The organism is Mesorhizobium sp. LCM 4576, from assembly GCF_001854815.1.
Taxonomy (GTDB): Bacteria; Pseudomonadota; Alphaproteobacteria; order Rhizobiales; family Rhizobiaceae; genus Mesorhizobium; species Mesorhizobium plurifarium.
Genome location: NZ_MDDT01000018.1, coordinates 91621 through 116739 on the forward strand (window position 1 = coordinate 91621; position 25119 = coordinate 116739).

Below are 25119 nucleotides of genomic sequence, written 5' to 3' on the forward strand. Positions count from 1 at the left end.
AACCCTTGGGAGGAGGTAAGGGTTGGCCGTATCCGTCAGGGTCGGGGAGGAGGTCGACCCTGGCGAAATTCCTTACTTAGATCGCCTTGCGGGCAACCATCTTGATCTCATCGCGAACGATGCCGAGATCATGGAGCTGGCGGTTCGAAAGCCGACCCAGCTCAGCAACGGTGTCGCGGTAGACGCGCCAGTTACGATAGCTGCGGATCAGGTTCATTGTCGTCTTGCTCTCTTCAAAACTGGTTCGGACCATTTGCGGTCCGAAGCGGATTAGACCGCCTTGCGGGCGACGTAGTGGATGTCGCTGCGGCTGATGCCGAGGTCGGTCAGTTCACGGTTCGACAGGCGGCTCAGCTCGGAAACGGTTTCCCGGTAGCGGCGCCAGTTGCGGTAGTTGCGGATCAGGTTCATGGTAGTTCTCGTTTCGTCTTTGGTTCGGATCATTCCGTTTGTGTACGAACGGAAAATAGGTGGGATCGTATCGGTTTAAAAGTGCCGTTGGCGCATGGCAGCAATGCAAATTGTGCAATGCAACATTAACGGCCATTCACGCCTGCGTCACAAAGAAGGCCGAATCGGAAAATGCCGCTGCGTCAACGGTTTGGCTGTTCCGGCTAAGGACATGACCTGGCTCCAGGGGAAAGCATGGCGGGCTATGCGACACGGGTGAGGGCGGATATAGCGCGCTGGCGGCAGGCCGGGCTGATCGATCCCGCAACAGCGGAGGCATTGACGCGCGACGTCGCGGCCAACGAGCGCGCGTCGCTGAGTTTCGGCTCGATCCTGGCGATGATGGCAGCACTTCTGTTCGGCGCCGCGATCCTGATCTTCGTCGCCGCGAATTGGGAGGTCATTCCGCGTCTCGTTCGCGTGGCGGCGCTGTTTGCGGTCATCCTCGCCGGCTATGTCGGCGGCGCGGTGCTGAAGACGCGCGACCATGACGCGATCGGCGAGGCGCTGTGGATCGTTGCGGCCGCCGCCTTCGGCGGATCGATCGCGCTGATCGGCCAGATGTATCACCTCTCGGGCGACGAGGCTTCGGCGCTGCTCACCTGGTGCGCCGGCACGGCACTGGCGGCGGTGGCGCTGCGTTCGAATCCGCTGACGGTGGCTGCGATCGGCATCGCCGATGCCTGGCTGGTGCTCAAGGGGTTCGGCTTCTACTGGCGCGCGGAAATTCCGCATCTCTTCATCGTCGTGGCGGTCGTTCTGTTCGCCATCTCGTTCTGGACGCGCAGYCGGGCCGCGCGCCATCTCATCATCCTGTCGGTCATCCTCTATCTGGTTCTGTTGGCGACGGATCACGACACGCTGCCGGTGGCGATTTCGCTGGCCATCGCCTCGGCGCTGCTCTTTGCCGCTTCGGTCTTTGCCGGCGACCCGATCGACAGGATCCTTCAACTGGGCGGCCGGCTGCCCTTGCACGCCTTGCTCGGCTTCCTCACCGGCGTGGCGATCATCCAGTTCGATCTGGCGGATGAAAGCACTTACAACAGCGGTTTCGCCGTCGCCTCGATCGTRGCCCTTGCCGGCATCGTCGCGGCAATCATGCTGGCGGGCCGCGAGAGCAGGGGGCTGCGCTGGCTGGCCTATGCCGGCTTCGCCTTCGAACTCGCCATCATCTATGGCGTCACCTTGCGGTCGATGCTGGATAYGGCCGGCTTCTTCCTGGCGGCGGCCGTGCTGCTCGGCATACTGGCGCTGGTCATCATCCGCATCGAGAAGCGCATGAAAGCGCCTGCCGGGACAGGAGCAGCGGCATGACCGGCAAGAAACTCATCATCTCGGCGCTGGTGCTGGCGCTCGTCCAGATCGGCTTCCTCAGCTGGATCATCGCCGGCCGGGYGGCAATCCTGCGCAACGGCAAGGAAGTGCTCTTGAAGGTCGAACCCGTCGATCCGCGCGATCTGCTGCGTGGCGACTACATCTCGCTCAACAACAACATTTCACGCATCCCGGTGAAGCTGATCGCCAACATTCCRCAAGGCGCGTTCTCCAGCGACGACGGCTCGATCACGGTGCGATTGAAGAAGGGYGCGGACGGTTACTGGCAGCCGACGGCGGCCTGGCTCGGCAAAGCGCCGGCCTCGGCTGCGGCGGACGAGGYGGATATCGCCGGACATGTCGCGGCGGGCTGGGATCTTCGCAGCCCCGACATGACGATCGCGCCCGACTATGGGATCGACCGCTTCTATCTGCCCGAAGGCGAAGGCGTGGCGATCCAGGACGACATTCGCGTGCGGCCGTTCGGCATCAAGCTCGCGCTCGCGGCCGACGGCACGGCGCAGATCAAGGCGCTGATGGACGGTGACAAGACGCTGTTCGAGGAGCCTCTATACTGAATTACCAGAACCAAAACGTCTTCATGCTTTTTAGGAAGACGTCGATTATCGGGTAGCCTGATTTGTCTCCAAGAACGGAATCGATGCCGCATTTGGGGCAAATAGCCGTTGCCCCACGTCCGGCTTCATCTTCATCTACCCATTCTTGGATATCAGAGGGAGGATAGACGGAAAGGCAAAAGAAACATCCGCAGATTAGGCTGCTCTCCACCTCTTGCCTATGGTTGGAGCTGTGTTTGTGGGCTTGCCTGAGTTCGTCAGGGATTTCCATCATCGAAGCGACATCGGCTAAGGGCGGCCTGCCACCCGAAGCTCGCCAGAGCGAAGGGTGGTGCGGATGAAGGGACTCGAACCCCCACGCCTTTCGRCACTGGAACCTAAATCCAGGGCGTCTACCAATTCCGCCACATCCGCTTTCCCCGGCAATCCCATGTAGCCATCATTCTGTCAATGTCGGGGCTCAAATGGCCATTATTCGCCTGATCGCGAAGATGGTTGAAAATTAGCCTAGCCTGTGACAAAAGGCGTGTCGAATGTGACGGGACGCGACTATCCGCTTCTGCAGAATGTAAGAAGAAGTAGGAAAAACAAAGACTTCTTCACATTTTGGGAAGTGCAGTTCAGGAGAGTTTGAGCCGCTTAGCGGTCAAATCACCGGGTTCCGTACAGAAAGCCATTTCCGGCAAGATTATACCGGCAGGCTGTGAACGGCTAAGGACCGTTTGGCAGCCTCATTGGTGAAGACAAAGGTTTTAGGATGCAGGTCACCGAAACACTCAACTCCGGTCTCAAGCGCGAGATCAAGATCACCGTGCCGGCCGGTGACATGGAAGCCAAGCTGATGGCGCGGCTGACCGATGCTCGCGACAAGGTGCGCATTAACGGCTTCCGCCCCGGCAAGGTGCCGGTGCAGCATCTGCGCAAGATGTACGGCAAGTCGTTCATGGCCGAGGTCGTCAACGAGATCCTCAACGACTCGACCCGTTCGATCATCTCGGGCCGCGGCGAAARGGCCGCCATGCAGCCCGAAGTGATCATGACCGAGGACGAGAAGGAAGCTGAGAAGATCCTGGCCGGCGGCGCCGATTTCGAATTCAGCCTCAATTACGAGGTCATCCCGGCGATCGAGATCAAGGATTTCTCCGACATCAAGGTGACGCGCCAGGTCTATGACGTGCCGGAGCAGGAAGTCGACGAGCAGGTCAAGCGCGTTGCCGAATCGGCGCGCAGCTACGAGCCGAAGACCGGCAAGGCCGCCGAGGGCGATCGAGTGAGCATCGACTATGTCGGYAAGATCGGCGGCGAGGCGTTCGCTGGTGGTGCTGGCACCGACCAGCCGCTGGTGCTCGGCTCCAAGGAGTTCATCCCCGGCTTCGAGGACCAGTTGATCGGCACGAAGGCCGGCGACGAGAAGCAGGTCACCGTCACGTTCCCCGAAAACTATCAGGCGGCGCATCTGGCCGGCAAGGAAGCCACCTTCGACGTCACCGTCAAGGAAGTGTCGGCGCCCGGCGCGCTCGAGGTCAATGACGAGACGGCCAAGAATCTCGGCTTGGAATCGCTGGAGCGCCTGCGCGAGATCGTGCGCGGCCAGCTCGAGAACCAGTTCGGCTCGATGACCCGCCAGAAGGTAAAGCGCCAGCTGCTCGACCAGCTCGACGCATCCTACTCCTTCGAGGCGCCGTCGAAGCTCGTCGAGGCCGAGTTCAACAACATCTGGGCTCAGGTCAACCGTGACCTCGAAGCCGCCGGCCGCACTTTCGCCGACGAAGAGACGACGGAAGAAGAGGCGCGCGCCGAATATATGCGCCTTGCCGAGCGCCGTGTGCGCCTTGGCCTGGTTCTGGCCGAGATCGGCGAGAAGGCCGGCGTCACCGTGTCGGACGAGGAATTGCAGCGCGGCCTGTTCGAGCAGGTGCGCCGTTTCCCGGCCAACCAGCAGCAGGAAGCCTTCGAGTTCTATCGCAGCAATCCGGAAGCCATCAACGCGCTGCGGGCGCCGATGTTCGAGGAGAAGGTCGTCGACTATCTGCTCGGCCAGATCTCGGTCAATGACGTCAAGGTCGGCAAGGATGAGCTGATGGCCGACGACGAAGAGGCCGAAACCGCGACCAAGGCGAAGCCGGCCAAGAAGGCCTCCTCGAAGAAGGCCGAAGCCAAGGCAGAGGCGGGCGAAGCCGCCGGCGAGGCCGAGGAGCCGAAGAAGAAGGCGGCGCCGAAGAAGAAGGCTGCCAAGGAAGCCGAGTGACAGGTTTCAATACCGCGATTTAGAAAAGGCCGCCTCGGGGCGGCCTTTTCATTAAGATCTGCTTCATTGTGGCGGCGCGGCAACACAGGCAACTTGTCTTGATGGGCCGCCGCTGGCGATACCAGCCGTTGAACATTATCTGCGTTTCATCGCATTCGCGGGTGTTTGGAGGCATTGGTGAGGCTGGGGTTCATGATGGGAGACGTGGTCGCCGCCGCGGCGCTCTTGTTTGCCGCAGCAACCGGCGCCGCGCGGGCCGAGCCGGATCTCGGCAATTGGAGCGTCGCCACTGGCGACGATGGCCAGATCACGGCATCGCTGCACGCCAGCAACAAGCTGATCACCGGAGGCGGGGCGCTGGGCTACAGCCCGGTGCTGACCTTGGCTTRCCGGCCCGACGGCCAGCCGCGGTGGAGCGAACGGCTCCAACTCAATGACGCCGTCTCCGCCAGTCGCAAGATCACCATCTCCGTCATTGTCGATGGCGGCGGCAGGATCGATGAAAGCTGGTCGGTCGGCCCGCGCGGCAGAACACTGGTCAAGGATGGAGACGACGGCATCAGGCGTCTGGTTTCGGCGAACCGGCTGACGCTGTCATGGCGCTTCGGCCTGCTGTCGGGGCGCGGCGAGGCCGATTTCGAGCTCGCCGGTCTCTCCGAGGCGATCGGCCAGATCGCAGCGAGCTGCAAGACCGATCCGCCTTGAAGATAGCTGCCTAGAGTAAGCTCGCAAGCTCGGCGGCCGTCATCACGCGCCCGAACACCTTGCCGATGATAGCGAGCGTGGCATTGTGCGATGCCTCGTCCAACCCGCCATTGGCGTCGCTGACGAAAGCCACTTTGTAGTCGCGCATGAAGGCGCTGCGGGCCGTCGATTCGCAGCAGATGCTGGTCACCGTGCCGATGATGATGACGGTGTCGACCTGGCCGGCGCCGCGGATGTTGCGCAGCACCGTTTCCAACTGGGTGTTGTGGAAGGCGTCATAGCGGTGCTTCTTGATGATCACCTCACCCGGCAAGGGAGCGAGTTCCGCGACGATCTCCGTGCCGGCGCTGCCTTCGCGCATGCCTTTGGCTTTCAGCCTTGGCTGGTAGGCGGTTTCGAGCGGCGATATGTCGAAATGGTCGCTCAAGACATGCTGCGTGTAGATCACCGGAACGCCATGCGCTCGGCACAGGTCGATCACCTGCCGCATGACCGGAATGCGATGCYGGGCCATCGCCACTTCCATCACCGCGCCTTCATCGACGAAGTCGCTCTGCATGTCGATGACCAGCAGGGCGGCGCGCGCCTTGTCGAACGGCCACGGTTCCTTGYCGTGCAGAGACATGTCGGTTCTTCCCATTTCAGATCAGCAGCAGGCCCTTCATCGAGGCATTGCCCTTGCGGCCGATGATGATGTGGTCGTGCACGGCAATGCCGAGGGGCTTCGCCGTATCGATGATCTGCTTGGTCATCTCGATGTCCGCGCGGGAGGGTGTGGGATCGCCCGAAGGGTGGTTGTGCACCAGGATGACGGCGCTGGCGGAGAGCTCGAGCGCGCGCTTCACCACCTCGCGCGGATAGACCGGCGTGTGGTCGACGGTGCCGGTCTGCTGCACCTCGTCGGCGATCAGCCCGTTTTTCTTGTCGAGGAACAGGATGCGGAACTGCTCGCGGTTCTCGAAGGCCATGGCCGAGCGACAATAGTCGAGCAACTGCGTCCAGTTGGACAGGACTTCGCGCCCGCGCACCTCGCCGCGCGCCATGCGCTGGGCCGTCGCGGCGATCACCTTGAGATCGGTCGCGACGGTCGGCCCGATGCCTTTGACTTCTTCAAGCAGGGATGCCGGCGCGCCGAGCACTTCGGCCAGCGAGCCGAAGCGAGCGATCAGCGCCTTGGCGATCGGCTTGGTGTCGACGCGCGGGATCAGCCGGAACAGCAGCAGCTCGAGCAGCTCATAGTCGGGCAGGGCATCCGGTCCGCCGGCGACAAAGCGTTCGCGCAGGCGGTCGCGATGGCCGTGATAATGGGGCTTTTCGGTCGCTGCGGCTTTTTTCAGCGCCGTCTTGGGCGGCTCGATCCAGCCTTCGGAAAAGAACGCCCGCTCGTCCTCGACTTTGCCCATATTCGCCCGCTCCCCCTCAGRCATAGTCGAGTTCTAGGCTGGCAAGCCGGGGCGGTCGAGCTTTTTCGGCGACAGCGTAAAGATCTCGCAGCCGGTGTCGGTGACGCCGATCGTGTGCTCGTACTGCGCCGACAGCGAGCGGTCGCGCGTGACCGCGGTCCAGCCGTCCGACAGCACCTTCACATGCGGGCGGCCGAGATTGATCATCGGCTCGACGGTGAAGATCATGCCGGGTCGCATCTCGACGCCTTCATTGACGGTGCCGTAATGCAAGATGTTCGGCGCGTCGTGGAAAAGCTGGCCGACGCCGTGGCCGCAGAAATCGCGCACCACCGAGCAGCGCTCAGCCTCGGCATAGGTCTGGATCGCGGCGCCGATGGCGCCGGTGCGGGCGCCGGGCTTGATCGCGGCGATGYCGCGCATCAGGCACTCGTAGGTCACCTCAAGCAAACGCTCGGCGGCGCGCTTGATCGTGCCCACCGGATACATGCGCGAGGAATCGCCATGCCAGCCGTCGAGGATGTAGGTGACGTCGATGTTGACGATGTCGCCTTCCTTCAGCGGCTTATTGTCGGGAATGCCGTGGCAGACGACATGGTTGATCGAGGTGCAGGACGATTTGGTATAGCCGCGATAATTGAGCGTCGCCGGTAGCGCACCGTGGTCCATGCCGAATTCGAAGACGAAGCGGTCGATCGTTTCCGTCGTCACGCCGGGCTTCACCATCGGCACGAGCTCGTCCAGGCAGCGCGCGGTGAGGTCGCAGGCCTTGCGCATGCCGGCAAAACCTTCCTCGCCATAGAGGCGGATCTGGCCGGTATTTCTAAGGGGGGCCGTGGAGGCGTCGAGATAGGTTACCATTTTTGTCCGTTGCCGGCGTTGGCTCCAAAAAGGCCGAACGCGAAAATCTGCTCCAGATTTGGCACCGGAAGCCGCAAGGTTCAAGGACGAAGTGCGGTTGCGACGTCCATTGCGGCTTTCCTTCGGCCGTTCCATGGGTTAGGCCGGGTCTGTTATCCGGAGATTGCCTTGACGGCACCTAAACGCGAAAGATCGACGCTGCTGCCGGCCAGGACCGCCTTTGCGGGCCTGATGGCGCTGCTGATGCTCGCGCTGCTGGGCTTTGCACAGGCCGGAATCTCCGCATCGGCCGTCTCGCTCCAAGGCGGCTCCAGCGTCAGCGCCACCCGCCAGGGCGACACGATCGCGCTGCTCAGAACCACCGGCAAGGCGCAGGCGCTCGAGGTTCGGGCCAGCCGGCCGCTGCCGGCAAAACCCGTCAGCGGCAACCCCGGCGCGCTTGCGCCCGCAGCCGATTTTCTGGTCGTCGCACAGGGGTTGTCAGCCGAGATGGGCGTCACGCCCGCGGCGGGAAGCGCGACGCCTTCGCGCACCAACCAGCCCCGCGCGCCGCCCGCTGCATAAAGCCTTAGCCGCAAGGCGCGGCACTCAAATCAAAAACATCTCTTCGCGTCGCGACCCGGCGACGGCCGCGGGCCGTCCGCCGGTCGCGTGCGCGTCAGTTCGGATTCCGTTCAATGCAACGCATCAAGACATTCAAGACACTTACCCGCGCCGCCGCCGCGGCCTCTTTTCTAGCAATCCAGGCGGTGATCTGCATCGGCACCGTATACTGGGCCGTTGCCGCCACYCTTCGCATGGAGGGAACGGCGGCGATGGTGCTCGCGGCCATCTTCGCGCTGCCGTCCGCCTATCTGCTGATGGTGGTTATCCGCATGGCCTATGACGCAGAGACAGACCCGGCCAACCAGTAGCGCCGACGATATGGAACAAGAGCAGGGCGGCGCGGGTTGCGTCGCCCTGTCACATAATGGTTATCCTGCGGCCTTAGTCAGGTTTTCCAGCCCCGGCGCTTGCCGGACTTCCTCAGCTTGATCAAGAACAGGTATTTCCATGCGCCAGATCGTCCTCGCCGCCGCCCTATTGCTGGCAACCGCCGCTGCGGGCGCCGCCGCCGACARCACGCTGGTGCTCTATACCAGCCAGYCGAACACCGACGCCCAGCAGACGGTCGACGCCTTCATGGCCAAGAACCCGGGCATCAAGGTCGACTGGGTACGCGACGGCACGCCGAAGATCCTGGCGAAGCTGCATGCGGAGATCGAGGCCGGCCAGCCGCAGGCCGACGTGCTTCTGATCGCCGATGTCGTGACCATGGAGGGTCTCAAGAAGGAAGGCCGCCTGCTTGCCTATCCGGAGGCCAAGGTCGACGGCCTCGACGCCGCGCTCTACGACAAGGACAAGAGCTATTTCTCGACCAAGCTGATCACCACCGGCATCGTCTACAACACCAAGGCGCCTTTCGTCCCGACGAGCTGGGAAGATCTGAAAAAGCCGGAGGCCAAGGGCCTCATCGCGATGCCGAGCCCGCTGACCTCGGGCGCGGCGATGATCCACACGGTGACGCTCACCGGCAACCTGCCGGAGGGCTGGGATTATTATGGCGCGCTCGCCAAGAACGGCGCRCAGGCGAGCGGCGGCAATGGCGACGTGCTCAAGGCCGTCAGCGGCGGCGACAAGCTGTTCGGCATGATCGTCGACTACATGCCGATCCGCGAGAAGGCCAAGGGCGCGCCTGTCGAGTTCGTGTTCCCGAAGGAAGGCGTGTCAGCCGTCACCGAGCCGGTCGCCATCCTCTCCACCGCCAAGAACAAGGACGCCGCCAAGGCCTTCGTCGATTTCCTCTTGTCGAAGGACGGACAGGAAGTGGCGGCCAAGATGGGCTACATCCCGGCGCGCGCCGATGTCGCGCTGCCGGCCGGCTATCCGGACCGCGCCTCGATCAAGGTGCTGGATTATGATGCGGCGGCCGCGCTCGCCAACGATGCGCAGAACAAGGAAAAGTTCAGCGCGGTGATGAGTCAGTAAGCGGCGCGAAGGGCAAGTTGGCCTCCGCGGAACATCGCGTCGCCGGGTCGGGCCCGGCGTTGCCGCGGGCAGGCGGTTTCGCGCTGCCAGGCACGATATCCGGCCGGCGTCTGTCGGCGCTGGCTGTTCTGCTCGTCGTCGCCGTGCTCAGCCTGCTGCCGATGGCGCGTCTCGTGCTTGCGGCGATCGCGCCCGGCGGAGAGGTCGATTTCGCAGCCTTCGCCGGGCGGCTTGCCAGCCCTGCCGCGCTCAAGGCGACGTGGCATACGCTGGACACGGCCTTCTTCGGCGCCCTGCTGGCGCTTTGCCTCGGCATTCCGTTCGCCGTCGCGGTGACGATGACCGATCTGCCKGGACGCAAGATCCTCGGCTTCCTTCTGCTCTTGCCGCTGATGATCGCGCCGCAGGTGACGGCGCTCGCCTGGCTGCATCTCTTCGGCCCGTCGAGCACRCTGCTCGGCATGCTCGGGCTTGCGCCTCAGCCCGGCAGCGGCAATCCGATGCTTGGCCGTGGCGGCATCGTCCTTCTCTATGGCGTCCAGCATGCGCCGATCGTCTTCATCACTATGCGGGCTGGGCTGTCGCGCGTGCCGCGCGATCTGGTCGAGGCGGCGCGCTCTTGCGGCGCACGGCCGCTCGGCGTGCTGCGGACAATCGTGCTGCCCGTCCTGCGGCCCTATGTGGTGGCCGCCGCTGCCCTTGCCTTCGTTTCCGGCGTCGGCAATTTCGGCATACCGGCGCTGCTCGGCATGCCGGTCAATTATCTCACCCTGCCGACCCTGATCTATCAGGACCTGTCGAGCTTTGGTCCGAGCGTGTTGCCGCAGATCGCGGCGCTGTCGGTGCTGGTCGGCGCCCTGGCGCTTGCGGGCATGGTGTTCCAATCGCTGGCCCTGCGCGGCGCCGGACATCGCATCGTTGCCGGCACGCCGGCGCAATTCGAGCTCGGGCGCTCGCGCATGCCGCTCGCCTGTGCCGGCTGGCTGGTCATCGGCCTGGTCCTCATCCTTCCGGCCTGYGCGCTGCTGGCGACGTCGCTGGTGYCGTCCTTCGGCGTGCCGCTCGGTCCGCGCACGGCAACGATCGCCAATTACGCGGAAGTGCTCGTCCGGCAGGCGTCCACGGTGCGCGCCTTCCGCAACTCGCTGCTCTTTGCGGGCGGCGCGGCGCTGATGCTTGCCTTTGGCGTCATCCCGATGGCCGCACGGCTCGAGCGCTTCGACAAGCGCTGGCGGCGCGTGCTCGGCGGCATCGTAGACCTGCCTTACACGATCCCCGGCGTGGTGCTGGCGATCGCCTGCATCCTTTTGTTCCTGCRGCCGCTGCCGCTGATCGGCAGCCTCTATGCGACCGCGTCGATCATCCTGGTCGCTTACGCGATGCGCTTCCTGACGTTGGCGATGAAACCGGTGACGACGGCCGTCGGGCAAATTCCGCGCGATCTTGACGAGGCGGCAGCAGTATCCGGCGCCGGCCCGATGCGGCGGCTCTGGACGATCACCGCGCCGCTCGCGGCGCCCGCGGCCGTGGCCGGCGGGCTGCTGGTGTTCATGAGCGCTTTCAACGAGTTGACCGTCTCGGCGCTGCTGTGGTCGAGCGGCAAGGAAACGCTCGGCGTCGTGCTGTTCAGTCTGGAAGAGGCGGGACTGGGCACGCAGGCGGCGGCAATCGCCGTGTCCACGATCGTCGTCGTGATCCTGCTGCTTCTGGTGCTCGACCGGTTCGGCCGCCGCTTGCCGGCCGGGGTATTGCCTTGGCGATGACCTTTGTTTTCCGCAATTCCGGACGGAAAACCGCTAAGCACTTTTTCTGGAATTGCTCTTAGGCGCCCGGCACCACCCAGGCATCGGACACCGCGACATGCACGCGCTGTCCCGTCGCCAGCGCCTCGGTGCTGTCGACCAGCAACTGCTGTCCGGGCTCGGYGAGCGCCAATCGCACTTCATGCACTGGCCCGCGATAGACGCTGTCCAGGACCGTCGCTGGCAGGCCTTCGGCCGCGATGCGCAAGGCCTCCGGGCGTAGCAGGACCTTGACCGCGCCCGCCGGTCTTTCGTGGCTGCGCGCCGCGAGCCGGTGGCCGGCGATATCGATGATCGAGGCCTGGTCCGAATGGCCGACGGTGTTGCCGGAGAGCAGGCTGCCGCGGCCGACGAAGCCGGCAACCGCGGYATCGGCGGGAGAACGATAGATCTCCTGCGGCGGTGCCGCCTGCAGCAGCCTGCCCTTGCTCATCACGGCGACGCGGTCGGCAAGCGCCAGCGCCTCGGCCTGGTCATGCGTGACATAGACGATCGTTGCGCCGGTGCGGCGATGGATGTCGCGGAAGGCATCGACCATTGCCGAGCGCAGATGCATGTCGAGATTGGCGAGCGGCTCGTCGAACAGGATGATGCCGGCCTCGGCGACCAGGCAGCGCGCGAGCGCCACGCGCTGCCGCTGGCCGCCCGACAACTCGTCGATGCGGCGCTTGGCGAAGCCGCCGAGCCCAACGATATCGAGCACGGACGCGACGCGATCTGGGATGCCGGCTGAAGGCACATGCCGGGCTTTCAGCGGATAGGCGACGTTTTCGGCGACATCCATATGCGGCCACAGCGCGTAGGACTGGAAAACGACGCCGACATTGCGCGTCTCCGGCGGCAGCTGCCGCTTCGGGTCGGCGACAAGCGCGTCGCCAAAAAACACGCGGCCTTCGCTCGGCGCCTCGAAGCCGGCGATCAATCGCAGCATCGTCGTCTTGCCGCAGCCGGAAGGGCCGAGCAGCGCCGTGAAGGAGCCCTTCGGAAAGGCCAACGAAACACCGTCCAGCGCGGTYGTTTCGCCATAGCGCTTGACCAGAGACTCGACCCGGATTTCGCTCATCTTTTCGCCCACGGCAGCTGTGATGGCAGGCAATACGGTGGAAATCCGGCATTGGCAATGCAGCCGGTATCGATGCGGACCGACGCCGATCTGCCGCACCGGCGAACCGATTCTTCACCGCACTGAGGTCACATTTGCGAGTCAGAAGCCCCCAAAAGAAACTTTTCAGAACGAGCGGCGTTGCTCCGGCTGCGCCAGTTCGGGAGACAGGGAATGGACAGACTGCAATTCGAGGTGCCGGTGCGCATCACGCCCGCGCCCGGCCTGCCCGTCGAGGAAATCTACAGTGTCGAGCAGGCGCTCGATTTCCTGCAGGATTGGCCGAAGCGCCGCCAGGGCAAGGTCTACGAAGCCGCGTTCAACGCCTGCTTCGGCGCGACGGTCGATGTTGCCAGTGCCGAGGAGGCCTGCCGCGCCTTCGCGGCCTTCTGTCGCGTTAGCGGATTGCTGGCGAAGGACGCGATGTTCCCTGGCAAGCGTGGCAACGGGGCGGGGACGTACCGCGAGGCGCGGGCGTAGGCGCAATCGCAGCTTTCAGCCRCCGAACGATACGCCCCGATAGCGCATCCCCACCTGCACGCCACGCACGATCACGCGTGACAGGATTTCCATGTCGAGCGGCATTTGCGGGCGCCACACGTCGAGCAGGAGCGCGACGCGGGGCTGATCCGAGTTGTTCATGACTTCATGCTCGAACGTGTCGTCCCAGAGCATGCACTCGCCGTCGGCGATGCGCCTTTCCTCGTGGTTGATCATCATGATCGTCGCCGGGCGGCCATCCGCCTGTTTCGGGATGACCAGGCCGAGATGGAATCGCATGATGCCGCGAAAAGGTCCGCGGTGCGGCGGGATATGCTTGCGCGGGGCGAGGAACGAGACGGCCGCCGATTTGACCTCGGGGCACTCCGCAAGCAGCCGGGTCAGCACCGGCATGCGCGCGAGGTTCTCCGGCACCGTCATGTCATAGGCCTTGAGCACGAACATGCGCCAGTCGAGACCGTCATTGGCCGAGATATCGGCCTGCTCCGGCATGATGTCGTGGAAGCGCGGCGCCGTGTTCAGCTTCGCTGCCAGCGCTTCGTCGCGGATATCTTGCCAAGCGGCGCTGAACTTCGCCGCATTGGGGAAATGCGTGCCGGCATCAAGAATGGCCGGTGCATCTATGCGCTTTTCATAGATACGGCGAACCAGGTTGGTTCCGAGATCGTAGGCGCCTGACATCTCATTACCTCAACGAGGCTGTTATATAGTGGGATATTGTTTGCGGCCACGGCTCACGGAGATTTGTACGGGCCGTCAACAGGCGGATAGACATCCTGCGCCTTGTCTCACTCGGCCTTCGATGCCAGTCGCGGCCCGGTGCCGACATCGATGATTTCAGGCCTGGCGGTGTCGATCGCRCCGTCCCAGCCGCCGCCAAGCGCCTTATTGAGGGCTATGTAGTCGGTGGCGATCGAGACGCGGCTTTGCAGGGCTGAATCGTCGGCGGAATAAGCCGACCGTTCGGCGTCGAGCACGTCGAGAAGGCTGGTCTCGCCAGCCTTGTAGAGCGTTCTTTCAAGCCGCGCGGCATCGCCATAGGACTTCGCGGAGGAGGCGAGCTTGCCGTTCCGGATGCGTTCCTGCGACAGCGAAACCGTGGCGTTTTCCACGTCTTCCAGCGCCGTCAACACGGAAGCCTTGTAGGCGACGAAATACTGGTCGCGTTGAGCCCTGGCGACGTCGACGRCTGCCTGCAGCTGGCCGCCATTGAATAATGGCACGCTGAGCGTGGGGCCAAAGGACCAGCCTATGGTGGAGTTCTTGCCGAGATCGCCGAGCTTGAGAGACGTGGTGCTGATGTCGCCGGTCAGGCTGACGCTCGGATAGCGCGCGGCCTCGGCCTGGCCGATCTTGGCGGTGGACTGCGCATACTGCCGTTCGGCCATGCGCACGTCCGGGCGGGTGAGCAGGATGTCGGCCGGGATACCGGTCGGGATCGGCAGGCGCGGCGCCGGGATCGGCTTTACGCGCTTCAAGCGCTCGGTKAGGGCCGCCGGCGGCCGCCCGGTCAGCACTGAAAGGCGATGCACGGCCTCGGCATAGCTCGCTTCCAGGCTCGGAACGCCGGCTTCCGTGCYGCTGGCCTGTCCTTCCGCCTTGGCGACATCCGCCGCGGTCGCCGAACCGGCCAGAGCCATCGTGCGGGTGAGCTGTGCGGTCTGCCGCTGCGATGCGGCGGAGCGCCGGGCAAGCGCTATGCGCGCCTGGTAGCCGCGCGCCTGGACGTAGTTCGAGGTCACATCGCCAACCAGCGTGAGAAGGGTCGAACGCAGTTCCTCCTCGGAAGCGTCCAGCCCGTAGCTCGCCGCCTCGACGCCCCTGCGGTTGGCGCCGAAGAGGTCGAGTTCCCAGCTGGAATCGAAGCCCGCCTGATACTGGCTGTAGGTCTCGCTGGCCGTCGTGCCAGCGGAAGTCGCGGAAACCCGGTTGCGGGTAGCCGAGGCCGAACCGTCTGCTGTGGGGAACAGCGTGCCGACCGACTGGCGGTAGCTCGCCCGCGCCTCGCGGATCTTGGCCTTCGCGCTTGCCACATCGAGATTGCCGGCAACCGCTTCCTCGACGAGCGCGTTCAGCTCGGGATCGCGCAGGCGCTGCCACCATTTCGACAGTTGCGCCGGCTTTGCCGGTTTCGCCGCCTTCTGCCCGCCCCAGCTCGCCGGCATCGCCAGCAGAGGTTTCTGGTAGTCCGGCCCGACGACGCATCCCGAGAGCAGGGCAGCGGCAAACGCGGGCAAAAAGAGCCCCTTCGCGGTCGCGAGACCGCGTTCAAAATCAAACATTTGAGAGAAACCTTTATTCCGGAGTGGCTGTGGCTTGTGTCCCGCCCGTATCCTGCTTGGCCGCCCTGCCTTTGAAGATGCGGCGCACCGTGACGAACAATAGCGGCACCAAGAAGACGCCAATTACCGTCGCCGCGATCATGCCGCCCATCACGCCGATGCCGACCGAGTTCTGCGCGCCCGAGCCCGCGCCGCTGGCGATCGCAAGCGGCGTGACGCYGAGGATGAAGGCAAGCGACGTCATCAGGATCGGCCGCAGGCGTTGCCGCGCCGCTTCCAACGTCGCTTCGACCAGCCCCATGCCGGCAGACTGCCGCTCGATGGCGAACTCGACGATGAGGATGGCGTTCTTGGCCGCGAGACCGATCGTGGTGAGCAGACCGACCTTGAAATAGACGTCGTTGGTCTGGCCGAAGAGAGTGGCCGCAGCCAGCGCGCCGAATATGCCGATCGGCACCGACAGCATGACGGCGAACGGGATCGACCAGCTCTCATAGAGCGCAGCAAGGCAGAGGAAGACGACCAGCGCCGAAATCGCGTAGAGCGACATCGCCTGGTTGCYGGAAAGCCGCTCCTGGTGCGAGAGCCCGGTCCATTCATGCGAATATCCGGCGGGCAGTTGCGCGACCAGCCTGTCGATCTCGTCCATGGCCGCGCCCGAGCTTTGGCCGGCGGCCGCGGCGCCTTGGATCTCGACGGCCGCCGAGCCGTTGTAGCGTTCGAGGCGGGGCGATCCATAGGTCCAGTGGCTGGAGGCGAAGGCCGAGAACGGCACCATGGCGCCGCCGGAGTTGCGGACCTGCCATTTGTCGAGGTCCTCCGGCTGCATGCGGAAATCCGGGTCCGACTGCAGATAAACCGGCTTAACCCGCCCGCGATCGATGAAGTCGTTGACGTAATCACTGCCCCAGGCGGTCGACAGCGTGTTGTTGATGTCGGCGAGGCCGATGCCGAGCGCGCTGGCCTTTTCCTGGTCGATATCGACCGAGAATTGCGGCTGGTCTTCCTGGCCGTTGGGCCGGGTGTTGGCGAGCAGCGTGCTCTTCGCGGCCAAGCCCAGAAGCTGGTTGCGCGTCTGGATCAGCGCCTCATGGCCGGCGCCATTGACGTCCTGCAGATAGAAATCGAAGCCGTTGGTGTTGCCGAAACCCTGGATGGCGGGCGGGRCGAGGGCGAAGACCTGGGCGTCCCTGATTTTGGAGAAGGCGCCCATGGCGCGGCCGGCCACCGCCGACGCGGCGAGCGCCGGCGTCTTGCGCTGAGCGAAATCCTTCAGCCGCACGAAGGCGATGCCGACATTCTGTCCGGCCCCGCCGAAGCCGAAGCCGGAAGCGGTGAACACGCCTTCGACCGCGTCTTTTTCTTCGTTGAGATAATGGTCCGTCACCTTGGCGAGCACGCGCTCGGTGCGGTCCTGCGTCGCGCCGACCGGCAGCGATGCGCTGGTGATGAGGATGCCCTGGTCCTCGTCCGGCAGGAACGAGCTCGGCAGGCGGGCAAACATCCAGCCCATGGCGATGACGATCGCCAGGAACACGGCAAGGAAGCGCCACGACCGGTTGATGATGCCGTGCGAGCCGTCGCGGTAGGCGATCGTGCCGCGGTCGAAGAGGCGGTTGAACCAACCGAAGGGGCCCCTCTGCGTCGCATGGTCCTTTGGCGCGCGCAGGATGGTGGCGCAGAGCGCCGGCGTCAGAACAAGTGCCACCAGCACCGAGAGCACCATGGCCGAGACGATGGTGACGGAGAATTGTCGGTAGATGATGCCGGTGGAGCCGCCGAAGAAGGCCAYCGGCACGAACACGGCCGACAGCACCGTGGCGATGCCGATTAGCGCGCCGGTGATCTCGTTCATCGATTTGCGCGTCGCCTCTTTCGGCGGCAGGCCTTCCTCATGCATGACGCGTTCGACATTCTCGACCACGACGATGGCGTCGTCGACGAGCAGGCCGATGGCCAGAACCATGGCGAACATGGTGAGGGTGTTGATCGAATAGCCGAAGAAGGAGAGCACGCCGAATGTGCCGAGCAGCACGACCGGCACCGCGATCGTCGGGATGATGGTGGCGCGCAGGTTCTGCAGGAAAAGCAGCATCACCAGGAACACCAGCACGATCGCTTCGGCGAGCGTCTTCACCACTTCCTCGATCGACAGGCGCACGAAGGGCGAAGTGTCGTACGGGTAGACGACCTCGACGCCTTGCGGGAAGGTCGAGCTCAGGYGGTTGATGGTCGCGCGCACCGCCTCGGCGGTGCTGATGGCATTGGCGCCGGTCGCGAGGTTGACGGCGACACCGGYGGACGGCTTGCCGTTGTAGTGGGCTTGGGTGGTGTAGCTTTCGGCGCCGATCTCGACCTTGGCGACATCGTTCAGCCGCACCAGCGAGCCGTCGGTGTTGCTCTTGAGGATGATGTTGCGGAACTGTTCGGCGGTCTGCAGCCGGCTCCTGGCCGTCACAGTGGCGTTGAGTTGCTGGCCCTTGCGCGCCGGCAGGCCGCCGAGCTGGCCGGCCGAAACCTGCGTGTTCTGCGCCTCGATCGCGGTGGCGACATCGCTCGGCATCAGCGCGTATTGCGCTAATTTGTCGGGGTCGAGCCAGATGCGCATGGCATAACCGGAGCCGAAGAGCTGCGTCGAGCCGACGCCTTCGACGCGCTTCAGCGTGTCGTTGACAGTGCTGTCGACATAGTCGGCAAGGTCGGTCGAGTTCATCTTGCCGTCGGTGGAGACGAAGCCGATGACCATCAGGAAGCCGGTCGAGGATTTGGAGACGGTGATGCCGTTGCTCTGGACGACCTGCGGCAGTTGCGACTGCACGAGCTGCAGCTTGTTCTGCGTCTGCACCTGCGCGGTGTCGGGATTGGYGGCGCTGGTGAAGGTCAACGTGATCGAGGCCTGGCCGGTCGAGGTCGACGTCGCCGTCATGTAGTCGAGATTGTCGATGYCGGTCATGCCCTGCTCGATGACCTTGGTCACCGAGTTCTCCACCGTCTGGGCGTCGGCGCCGGGATAGCTGGCGCTGATGTTGACTGTGGTGGGCGCGATTTGCGGATATTGCGAGATCGGCAACGTTTGCAGCGCGAGCAGCCCGCCCAGCATGATCACGATGGCGATCACCCAGGCGAAGATCGGCCGGTTGATGAAGAAAGCCGACATTGCTCAGTTCCCGGTTGCGCCAGAGGCGGGCTGCTTTGCGGCGCCGGCGGCATTGCCGCCGGCCGGCGCGGCCGAGGCGGAGCTCTGCTCGCGGTCCTTGATCTCGCCGGTCGTTTCGTCGATGGTCACCTCGACCGCTGCCGCGTCGCCGCCGGCGCGCACCAGCTGCAAGCCCTCGACGATGACGCGGTCGCCGTCGCCGACACCGGARTCCACCAACCAGTTGTTGCCGACGCTGTTGCGCACGCTCAGCGTGCGCTGCTCGACCTTGCCCTGGRCATTGACCACCATGGCCGTCGCCAGGCCCTTGGGGTCGCGGGTGACGCCGCGCTGCGGCACCAGGAAGCTGTTTTGCGCGACACCTTCCTCGACGATGGCGCGCACATACATGCCGGGCAGGAGAAGGCGGTCGGGATTGGGGAACTGGKCTCTGAGCGCAAAGGTGCCGGTGGACTGGTCGACATTGGCGCCGGCGAATTCCAGCTTGCCGTTCTGCGCGTAGATGGTGCCGTTGTCGAGCTTCAGCTTGACGCTGACATTGGTCCCGCTGAATTTCAGCCGGCCTTCGTTGATCGCCTGGCGCAGGTTCAGCAGGTTGGTGCTGGACTGCGTGACGTCGACATTGATCGGGTCGAGCGAGCGGATGGTGGTCAGCACCGTTTCCTGGTTGGCCGTGACCAGCGCGCCCGGCGTCAATGTCGATTTGTCGATCCGGCCGGCGATGGGCGCGGTGATCGAGGTGCGGTTGAGGCTGATCTTCGCGGTCTCGACGCTGGCCTTGGCCGATGCGACATCGRCCTGGGCCTGCGCAAGCGTCGCGGCGGCATCGTCGTAATCCTGCTTCGAGACCACATTCTGCTTCAGCAGCCCGGAATACCGGTCGAACTTCGCCTGCGCGGTCGGCACGGCGGCTTCCGCCTTCTGCTGCGCGGCGACGGCGCTGTCATAGGCGGCCTGATAGCTCGCCGGATCGATGAGGTAGAGCGGCTGTCCCGCCACCACCTCGGCGCCTTCCTGGAACAGGCGCTGCTGGATGATGCCGTCGACCTGCGGGCGCACCTCGGCGACGAGCGAAGCGGCGGTGCGGCCGGGCAGCTCGGCGGTGATCGCAACCGATTGCGGGTGCAGCGTGACGACGCCGACCTCGGGCCTGCCGACGCCACCCATGCCGGCCGGCATCTGGCTCTTTTCCTGCGAGCAGGCCGCCAGGAGCAGGGCAGCGCACAACATTCCGGCCCAGGAGGAAAACTGGCGCGGACTTGAAGGCAAAAAGGATTGATTAGATTGCATGGGCATTGTCTGAAACTTTCCCYGGAATGGCAGTTACGGCCCGGCTATCGGCGCGAGGTCCTTCGACCAATAGCTTGCCCAGATGCCGGGCAAGGAACCGCTGGATGTCGTCCATGAAGGTATAAACGACCGGCACGTAGACGAGGCTGAGCACGGTCGAGGAGATGAGGCCGCCGATCACGGCGATCGCCATCGGCGCACGCGTCTCGGCGTCGGCGCCGATGCCGAGCGCGATCGGCAGCATGCCGGCGCCCATGGCGATCGATGTCATGACGATGGGCCTGGCCCGCTTGCGGGCGGCGTCGAGCAGTGCCTCGAAGCGGCTCATGCCGTGCTCCTTCTCGGCGACCAGAGCATATTCGACAAGCAGGATCGAGTTCTTGGCCGCGATGCCCATCAGCATCAGTATGCCGATCAACGGCGAGATGCCAAGCGCCTTGCCGGTAACGAGCAGGAAACCAAGCGCGCCGCCGACCGAGAGCGGCAACGCGACCAGGATGGTCACCGGCTGCACGAAGCTGCGGAACAGCAGCACCAGCGTGAGGTACATCAGGATGATGCCGGCGGCGATGGCGGTGGCGAAGCCCGTGAACAGCTCCTGCATGCGTTGGGCATCGCCGCGCGCCAGCTCATGCACGCCGGCCGGAAGGTTCTGCATGGCGGGCAGGGCGCGGATGGCTTCGGTCGCTTGGCCGAGCGTCAGGCCGGAAAGATCGGCCTCGACCGTGGCGCTGCGGCTCCTGTCGACACGCGTGATGCTGTTGGGGCCGGCGTTGAAGCCTATATCGGCGACGGCGCCAAGCGGAACCACGCCCTTTGTGCCGGTCAGCGGCAGCATGGCGAGCTTTGCCGGATCATCGATGGCGCCGTCGGGCACGGTGACGATGATCGAGACCTGACGGTCGCCTAGATTGAATTTCGCCAGGCTGGTGTCGGTGTCGCCGATGGTGGCGATCTTGACTGTCGCGGCGATCTCGGTTGGCGTGACGCCAAGCTCGGCCGCCTTGGCGCTGTCGGGCCGCACGATGAGCTCGGGCTTGGTGGTGGCCGCGGTCGACGTCGGATTGATCAGCCCGGGAACCGATTTCATTGCGTCGATCAGCGCGTCGCTTGCCTTTTCGAGGGCTTCGCCATCGTCGCCAACCAGCGTGATCGACACCTTGGCGCCGGAGAAGCCGTCCGCGCCGAACTGGATCCGGGCGCCTGGGATGTCGTTGAGCTTCGGCGAAGCCTCGGCCTCGAATTGCTGCTGGCTCATTGTCCGCTCGGCGCGCGGCTTCAGGTTGACCGTGACGGTCGCGGTCCGCACCTCGGCCGAGCTCGAGCTTTGGTTCGGCCCGCCGCCCGACGAGGCGGCCGTGCCGATCGTGGCGAACACACTGTCGACGGCCGACTCCTGCTCCAGCCGTTTGGTGATCTCCTGCACCACCGCCGTGGTCTGCTCGATGGTCGAGCCAGGCTGCAGCTCGACCGAGATCATCGAGCGGCCGCGATCGGCCGCCGCCATAAATTCGGTCGGCAAGTGTGTCGCCAGCATCATCGAGCCGGCGAAGAAGGCAATGCCGGCAGCAAGCGTGATCCAACGGTAATCGAGCGCCTTGCGCAGCAGCCACAGATAGGTCGGCACCCAGGCCGGCGTGTCGTCCTCGTCATGGCCGCCGGCGCGCACCAGATAGGCGCCCATCAGCGGGGTGAGCATGCGCGCCACCAAGAGCGAGAACAGCACCGAGACGCAGACGGCGACGGCGAACGAGAAGAAGAATTTGCCGGGAATGCCGGGCATGAAGGCCACCGGCAGGAACACGGCGACGATGGTGGCGGTGGTCGCCACCACGGCCAGCCCGATCTCATCCGCGGCTTCGATCGCCGCCTGGTAGGCGCTGACGCCGGTCTGGCGCATATGGCGCACGATGTTCTCGATTTCGACGATGGCGTCGTCGACGAGGATGCCGACCACCAGCGACAGCGCCAGCAGGGTGATGTTGTTGAGCGAGATGTCGAAGGCCGCCATCACCGCGAAGGTCGGGATCAGCGACAGCGGCATCGCCACAGCCGACACCAGCGTCGCCCTGACGTCGCGCAAAAACAGCCAGACCACGCCGATAGCGAGCAGCGCGCCCAGCCATAGAGCTTCGAAGGCGGCGTCGTAGCTTTCCTGGACGAAGCCGGATGAGGAGGTGACTTCGGTGAACTTCGCGACGGTGGTCTTGGCGCCCATGTCGGCGATCGCGGCGCGGGCGGCCTTGACCACGTCGATTTCGCTCGAACCCACCGATCTGTAGACATTGAAGGCGACGACCTGCCTGCCGTCGAGATAGGCCGCCTGGCGCGGCTTTTCCCAGCGGTCGACGACCTTGCCGAGATCGGAGAGTTTCACGTCGCCCGCGCCGCTCAGCGCAATGCGGGTATCGGCCAGCGCCTCGACGGTCGTGGCGCTGGCCAGCGTGCGCACCGACTGCTCCTGGCCGCCGATATTGGCGCGGCCGCCGGGCTGGTTGACGTTGTTGGAAGCCAGCGTCTGGCTGACATCGCCGGCGCTGATGCCGAGAGCGGCGAGCCGGTCGGGGTCGAGCTCGACGCGGATGACGCGGTCGACGCCGCCGGAACGGGTGATCTTGGAGACGCCGTCGACACCGAGCAGGACCTTGGCGACGTCGTTGTCGATGTACCAGCTCAGTGCGTCGGGCGACATGGTCGGCGCCTCGACGACGAAGGTCAGCACCGAATTGCCGGTTGCGTTGACCTTCGCCACGACCGGCGTCTGGGCCGCGGCCGGCAGGCTGGACTGCACGCCGGAGACGGCGTTGCGGACATCGTTGGTGGCGGTCTCGGGATCCGTCCCGAGGGTGAATTCGACCGTGGTGACGGACGAGCCCTCGCTGATCGAGGTCGAGACGTCGTCGACGCCTTCAAGCGTCGCGACGGCGTTCTCGATGACGCGCGCCACCTGGACTTCCATTTCGCTCGGCGCCGCACCCGGCTGCGCCACCGTGACGGTGACGGTCGGCAAGTCGATGTCGGGCATGTTGTTGGTGCGCAGCTGCATGAAGCCGTAGACGCCAGCAACGCTGAGCGACAAGAACAGCACGATGGTCGGAACCGGATTGCGGATCGACCAGGAGGAGATGGCGTTCATTGTGCCGACTCCGCCGTGCTCGCGGCATCGGCAGCTTTCGTCTCGCCGGCGGCGACGCGCACGAGGTTGCCGTCGTTGAGGAAGCCGGCGCCGGCGACGACGACGCGGTCGCCTTCCGACAAGCCGCTTTCGATGGCTACCCGGCCGTTCTGACGCGTGCCGGTCGCAACGGGATGCGTGYTGACCTTGCCTTGATCGTCGACGACGAACACGGCCGGCTTGCCGTCATGCCAGACCAGGGCCGTCTCGGCGACGGTGAGCTGGCGGGAGGCCGCCGTCTCGATCGTGACGCGGGCGAACATGCCGGGCTTCAGGCCCGAGCCGTCGCCGACGGCGACATAGACTGTGGCGAGCCGGGTGGTCGCGTTGACCGTCTCGGCTATCCGGGAAACGCTGCCGGAAAAGGCGCGGCCGGAGGCATCGACGATGTTGGCCGGCTGACCGGCCGAGATTGCCGCCAGATCCTTTTCAGGGATAAGCACGCCGACCTCCAGCCTGCCGTCGCGGACGATCTTCATCAGCTCGGTGCCGGCCTGGACGATGGAACCCGTCACGGCCGGCTTGCTGGAGACGATGCCGTCGAATGGAGCGCGGATGGTCGTCCTGTCGAGTTGGGCCTGCAGCCGCGCCGCCGCGGCCTCGGCCTGATCGACGCCGGCCTTACCGGTTTTGACGGCGGTCGCCTTTTCCTCGGCGGTCTCCGCGCTGACGGCATTGCTGGCCAGCAGCTTGTCGGCGCGCGCGGCAGCCGACAGCGCGGAGTCGAGCGTCGCCTGGGCCTGGGCGACGGCTGCCTTCTGCTCGGCGAGCTGGGCCTTGAGAAGCGAGTCGTCCAATCGCGCGACGACATCGCCGGCCTTCACATGATCGCTCTCGGCCACCAGGACCTCGGTCAGGCGCAGGCCGCTTTCTTCCGCGCCGATCGTCGCTTCCTGCCAGGCGGCGACGGTGCCGGTCGCGCCGATCGACGACGTGACCGTCTCGGAGGCGACCTTCTCCACGGAAACCGTAAGTGTCGCCGACGACACGGGTGCCAGCGTGGCAGGTACGGGGGCGGCGCGGCCATAGGCCTTGAGCGCGGCGACGGCGGCCACCACAACAAGCACAGCCAGCAGAAGAAGATGTCGTTTACGCAATTTTGYGGTCATCGTTTTTGACGTTGGTCGAGGCGCTCGGGAGCGACAGCCGAAAGGCCGCGAAGTTCAACCGGATCGCGTCCCCGGTTGTGATGGGCGCGATCGCTGGCTGCGGCGCGCGCCGGCCGACCGGCAAGCCCGGAGCGACAGACACGATGAGGCGCAGCATCATGAGCGCTTCCCACATGGTGCTCTCCATTCGCGTCGGGCGGCTTGGCGGCAGCTCGACGCATCGTTCGGTTGAAAGAGGAGCCGGCCGGCCCTTGAACGGGTGGGTCAGAGGGCCGGCCGGTGCAGCCGGTTAGAGTTGCTCGCCACTCCGGGGGAGGGGTGGAGGGAGCTGTCCGCCGTGATCAGGCAGACCTCCGGGGCCGGCTGCGTCCGGCGGATCACCCCATGGACCGGGGGGCGGRCCGTGCGGCCGATCCGCCGAAGCGAGTATTTCGAGCTGTTCGGGCGTCAGCTTGGCCCGCAGCACCGTGATGGCGTCCTTGAGCTTGGCGGCCGAGGCGGCGCGCTTGGTCACCTCGTCGGCCAGCTTTTCCTGGAAGGCGAACGGATCGCGCTTTGCCTGATCCGGCTTGCCGCCGACAGCATCGTCGGGCCCCCGGCCGGGTGGGCCGAAATCGGGCCGCGGCGGCGGCGCCAGCACCGCTTGCAGCGCGCTGGTGTAGTCGCGCCAGGCGTCGAGCTGTTCGGAACGGATGCCGATCCGGGTTTCGAGCGCCGCAAGCCGGGCGGCAAGGAATTCCGGCGGCGGACCCATGCGGCGCGGACCGAAGTCCTCGGGGCCGTGCCGCATTGCCCAACGCTGGCCGTGCCACGGCATCGGGCCGGGGCCGGAGTCGGGACCCGCGTCATCCTGCCGGCCGATTGCCGGCGGTTCGTCCCCGGGAACTGCGCCAGGCTCCGGCTGCGCGGCGAGCACGGGGTGGATGGCCGCGACCGAGAAGAGGCCAAGCGCCAGAAGTCTGCTTCGCATGACATGATCCTTTCCTGCATGCTTCGGATGCCGGGGAGGATAGGAAGCGTCTTTTGCCCCATTGCTTCGGCGCGTTGCCGAAGGTTTCCGGAAAAAGGAGATTTGTTTCCGAATGTTTCCAGCGGCTTTGCGGAAACGTTCCGT

Annotated in this window: 23 protein-coding genes and 1 tRNA gene; 9 read left to right on the plus strand and 15 right to left on the minus strand. The window is 65.0% G+C overall.

All coding sequences use genetic code 11. From position 1 onward, the window contains the following. Positions 1-76: 76 nt before the first annotated feature. On the minus strand, positions 77-217 hold the full coding sequence (locus tag LCM4576_RS10240) for a DUF1127 domain-containing protein (RefSeq protein WP_071031998.1): 141 nt from the start codon (positions 215-217) through the stop codon (positions 77-79). Between the two features lie 53 nt (positions 218-270). Continuing rightward, positions 271-411, minus strand: a complete 141-nt coding sequence (locus LCM4576_RS10245; RefSeq protein WP_071031999.1) for a DUF1127 domain-containing protein — start codon at positions 409-411, stop codon at positions 271-273. Between the two features lie 234 nt (positions 412-645). On the opposite strand from LCM4576_RS10245, the gene LCM4576_RS10250 reads away from it, so the two are divergent. After that, positions 646-1764, plus strand: coding sequence for a DUF2157 domain-containing protein (locus tag LCM4576_RS10250; protein ID WP_071032000.1), 1119 nt, complete (start codon positions 646-648; stop codon positions 1762-1764). After that, positions 1761-2342: a GDYXXLXY domain-containing protein gene (locus tag LCM4576_RS10255; protein WP_071032001.1), complete on the plus strand. Its 582-nt coding sequence runs from the start codon at positions 1761-1763 to the stop codon at positions 2340-2342. Before LCM4576_RS10250 ends, LCM4576_RS10255 begins: the two co-directional genes overlap by 4 nt. A 329-nt stretch (positions 2343-2671) precedes the next feature. Here the strand turns inward: LCM4576_RS10255 and LCM4576_RS10265 are convergent. After that, positions 2672-2756, minus strand: a tRNA-Leu gene (locus LCM4576_RS10265). A gap of 343 nt (positions 2757-3099) precedes the next feature. Here LCM4576_RS10265 and tig point away from each other — a divergent pair. Next, a complete protein-coding gene (gene tig, locus LCM4576_RS10270) occupies positions 3100-4590 on the plus strand; it encodes a trigger factor (protein ID WP_071032002.1) in 1491 nt (496 codons plus the stop codon). A 177-nt stretch (positions 4591-4767) separates the two neighbouring features. Beyond that, positions 4768-5295, plus strand: coding sequence for a hypothetical protein (locus LCM4576_RS10275; RefSeq protein WP_071032074.1), 528 nt, complete (start codon positions 4768-4770; stop codon positions 5293-5295). Between the two features lie 10 nt (positions 5296-5305). Here LCM4576_RS10275 and LCM4576_RS10280 read toward each other — a convergent pair whose 3' ends face one another. Genes LCM4576_RS10280 through map form a run of 3 tightly spaced genes read right to left on the minus strand, consistent with a single transcriptional unit; the run spans position 5306 to position 7559 of the window. Next, complete coding sequence (locus LCM4576_RS10280; protein WP_071032073.1) at positions 5306-5920, minus strand: isochorismatase family protein; 615 nt, start codon at positions 5918-5920, stop codon at positions 5306-5308. Positions 5921-5936: 16 nt separating this feature from the next. Next, complete coding sequence (radC, locus tag LCM4576_RS10285) at positions 5937-6698, minus strand: DNA repair protein RadC (RefSeq protein WP_071032003.1); 762 nt, start codon at positions 6696-6698, stop codon at positions 5937-5939. Positions 6699-6731: 33 nt separating this feature from the next. Then, complete coding sequence (gene map / locus LCM4576_RS10290; RefSeq protein WP_071032004.1) at positions 6732-7559, minus strand: type I methionyl aminopeptidase; 828 nt, start codon at positions 7557-7559, stop codon at positions 6732-6734. A gap of 168 nt (positions 7560-7727) precedes the next feature. On the opposite strand from map, the gene LCM4576_RS10295 reads away from it, so the two are divergent. The 4 genes from LCM4576_RS10295 (at position 7728) to LCM4576_RS10310 (ending at position 11350) form a co-directional block, all read left to right on the plus strand. Next, entirely contained in the window at positions 7728-8123 is a 396-nt protein-coding gene (locus LCM4576_RS10295; RefSeq protein ID WP_083354695.1) for a hypothetical protein, read from the plus strand. Positions 8124-8236: 113 nt separating this feature from the next. Next, entirely contained in the window at positions 8237-8473 is a 237-nt protein-coding gene (locus LCM4576_RS10300; protein WP_071032005.1) for a hypothetical protein, read from the plus strand. 139 nt (positions 8474-8612) lie between these two features. Beyond that, positions 8613-9587 (plus strand): ABC transporter substrate-binding protein, encoded by a 975-nt coding sequence (locus tag LCM4576_RS10305; protein WP_071032006.1) that lies wholly within the window; start codon positions 8613-8615, stop codon positions 9585-9587. A 161-nt stretch (positions 9588-9748) separates the two neighbouring features. Further along, positions 9749-11350: an iron ABC transporter permease gene (locus tag LCM4576_RS10310; protein WP_083361367.1), complete on the plus strand. Its 1602-nt coding sequence runs from the start codon at positions 9749-9751 to the stop codon at positions 11348-11350. A 58-nt stretch (positions 11351-11408) separates the two neighbouring features. On the opposite strand, the gene LCM4576_RS10315 is transcribed toward LCM4576_RS10310, so the two are convergent. Further along, a complete protein-coding gene (locus LCM4576_RS10315) occupies positions 11409-12452 on the minus strand; it encodes an ABC transporter ATP-binding protein (protein WP_071032077.1) in 1044 nt (347 codons plus the stop codon). Between the two features lie 213 nt (positions 12453-12665). Here LCM4576_RS10315 and LCM4576_RS10320 point away from each other — a divergent pair, with 213 nt between their 5' ends. Further along, positions 12666-12971: a DUF982 domain-containing protein gene (locus LCM4576_RS10320; RefSeq protein WP_040981602.1), complete on the plus strand. Its 306-nt coding sequence runs from the start codon at positions 12666-12668 to the stop codon at positions 12969-12971. Between the two features lie 15 nt (positions 12972-12986). Here LCM4576_RS10320 and LCM4576_RS10325 read toward each other — a convergent pair whose 3' ends face one another. The 8 genes from LCM4576_RS10325 to LCM4576_RS10360 all read right to left on the minus strand — a co-directional run bounded on the left by LCM4576_RS10325 (position 12987) and on the right by LCM4576_RS10360 (position 24975). Beyond that, positions 12987-13673 carry an aspartyl/asparaginyl beta-hydroxylase domain-containing protein gene (locus tag LCM4576_RS10325; protein ID WP_041007298.1) on the minus strand — a complete coding sequence of 229 codons (687 nt, stop codon included), beginning with the start codon at positions 13671-13673 and terminating at the stop codon, positions 12987-12989. 107 nt (positions 13674-13780) lie between these two features. Beyond that, entirely contained in the window at positions 13781-15274 is a 1494-nt protein-coding gene (locus LCM4576_RS10330; RefSeq protein WP_071032007.1) for an efflux transporter outer membrane subunit, read from the minus strand. Positions 15275-15287: 13 nt separating this feature from the next. Next, positions 15288-18431, minus strand: a complete 3144-nt coding sequence (locus LCM4576_RS10335; RefSeq protein WP_071032008.1) for an efflux RND transporter permease subunit — start codon at positions 18429-18431, stop codon at positions 15288-15290. 3 nt (positions 18432-18434) lie between these two features. Then, a complete protein-coding gene (locus LCM4576_RS10340; protein WP_071032009.1) occupies positions 18435-19661 on the minus strand; it encodes an efflux RND transporter periplasmic adaptor subunit in 1227 nt (408 codons plus the stop codon). A 49-nt stretch (positions 19662-19710) separates the two neighbouring features. Next, on the minus strand, positions 19711-22857 hold the full coding sequence (locus tag LCM4576_RS10345; RefSeq protein WP_071032010.1) for an efflux RND transporter permease subunit: 3147 nt from the start codon (positions 22855-22857) through the stop codon (positions 19711-19713). Beyond that, complete coding sequence (locus LCM4576_RS10350) at positions 22854-23993, minus strand: efflux RND transporter periplasmic adaptor subunit (protein WP_157901206.1); 1140 nt, start codon at positions 23991-23993, stop codon at positions 22854-22856. Before LCM4576_RS10350 ends, LCM4576_RS10345 begins: the two co-directional genes overlap by 4 nt. Further along, entirely contained in the window at positions 23986-24180 is a 195-nt protein-coding gene (locus LCM4576_RS10355) for a hypothetical protein (RefSeq protein WP_071032078.1), read from the minus strand. Before LCM4576_RS10355 ends, LCM4576_RS10350 begins: the two co-directional genes overlap by 8 nt. A 114-nt stretch (positions 24181-24294) precedes the next feature. Beyond that, on the minus strand, positions 24295-24975 hold the full coding sequence (locus LCM4576_RS10360; RefSeq protein WP_071032012.1) for a hypothetical protein: 681 nt from the start codon (positions 24973-24975) through the stop codon (positions 24295-24297). Positions 24976-25119 lie beyond the last annotated feature (144 nt).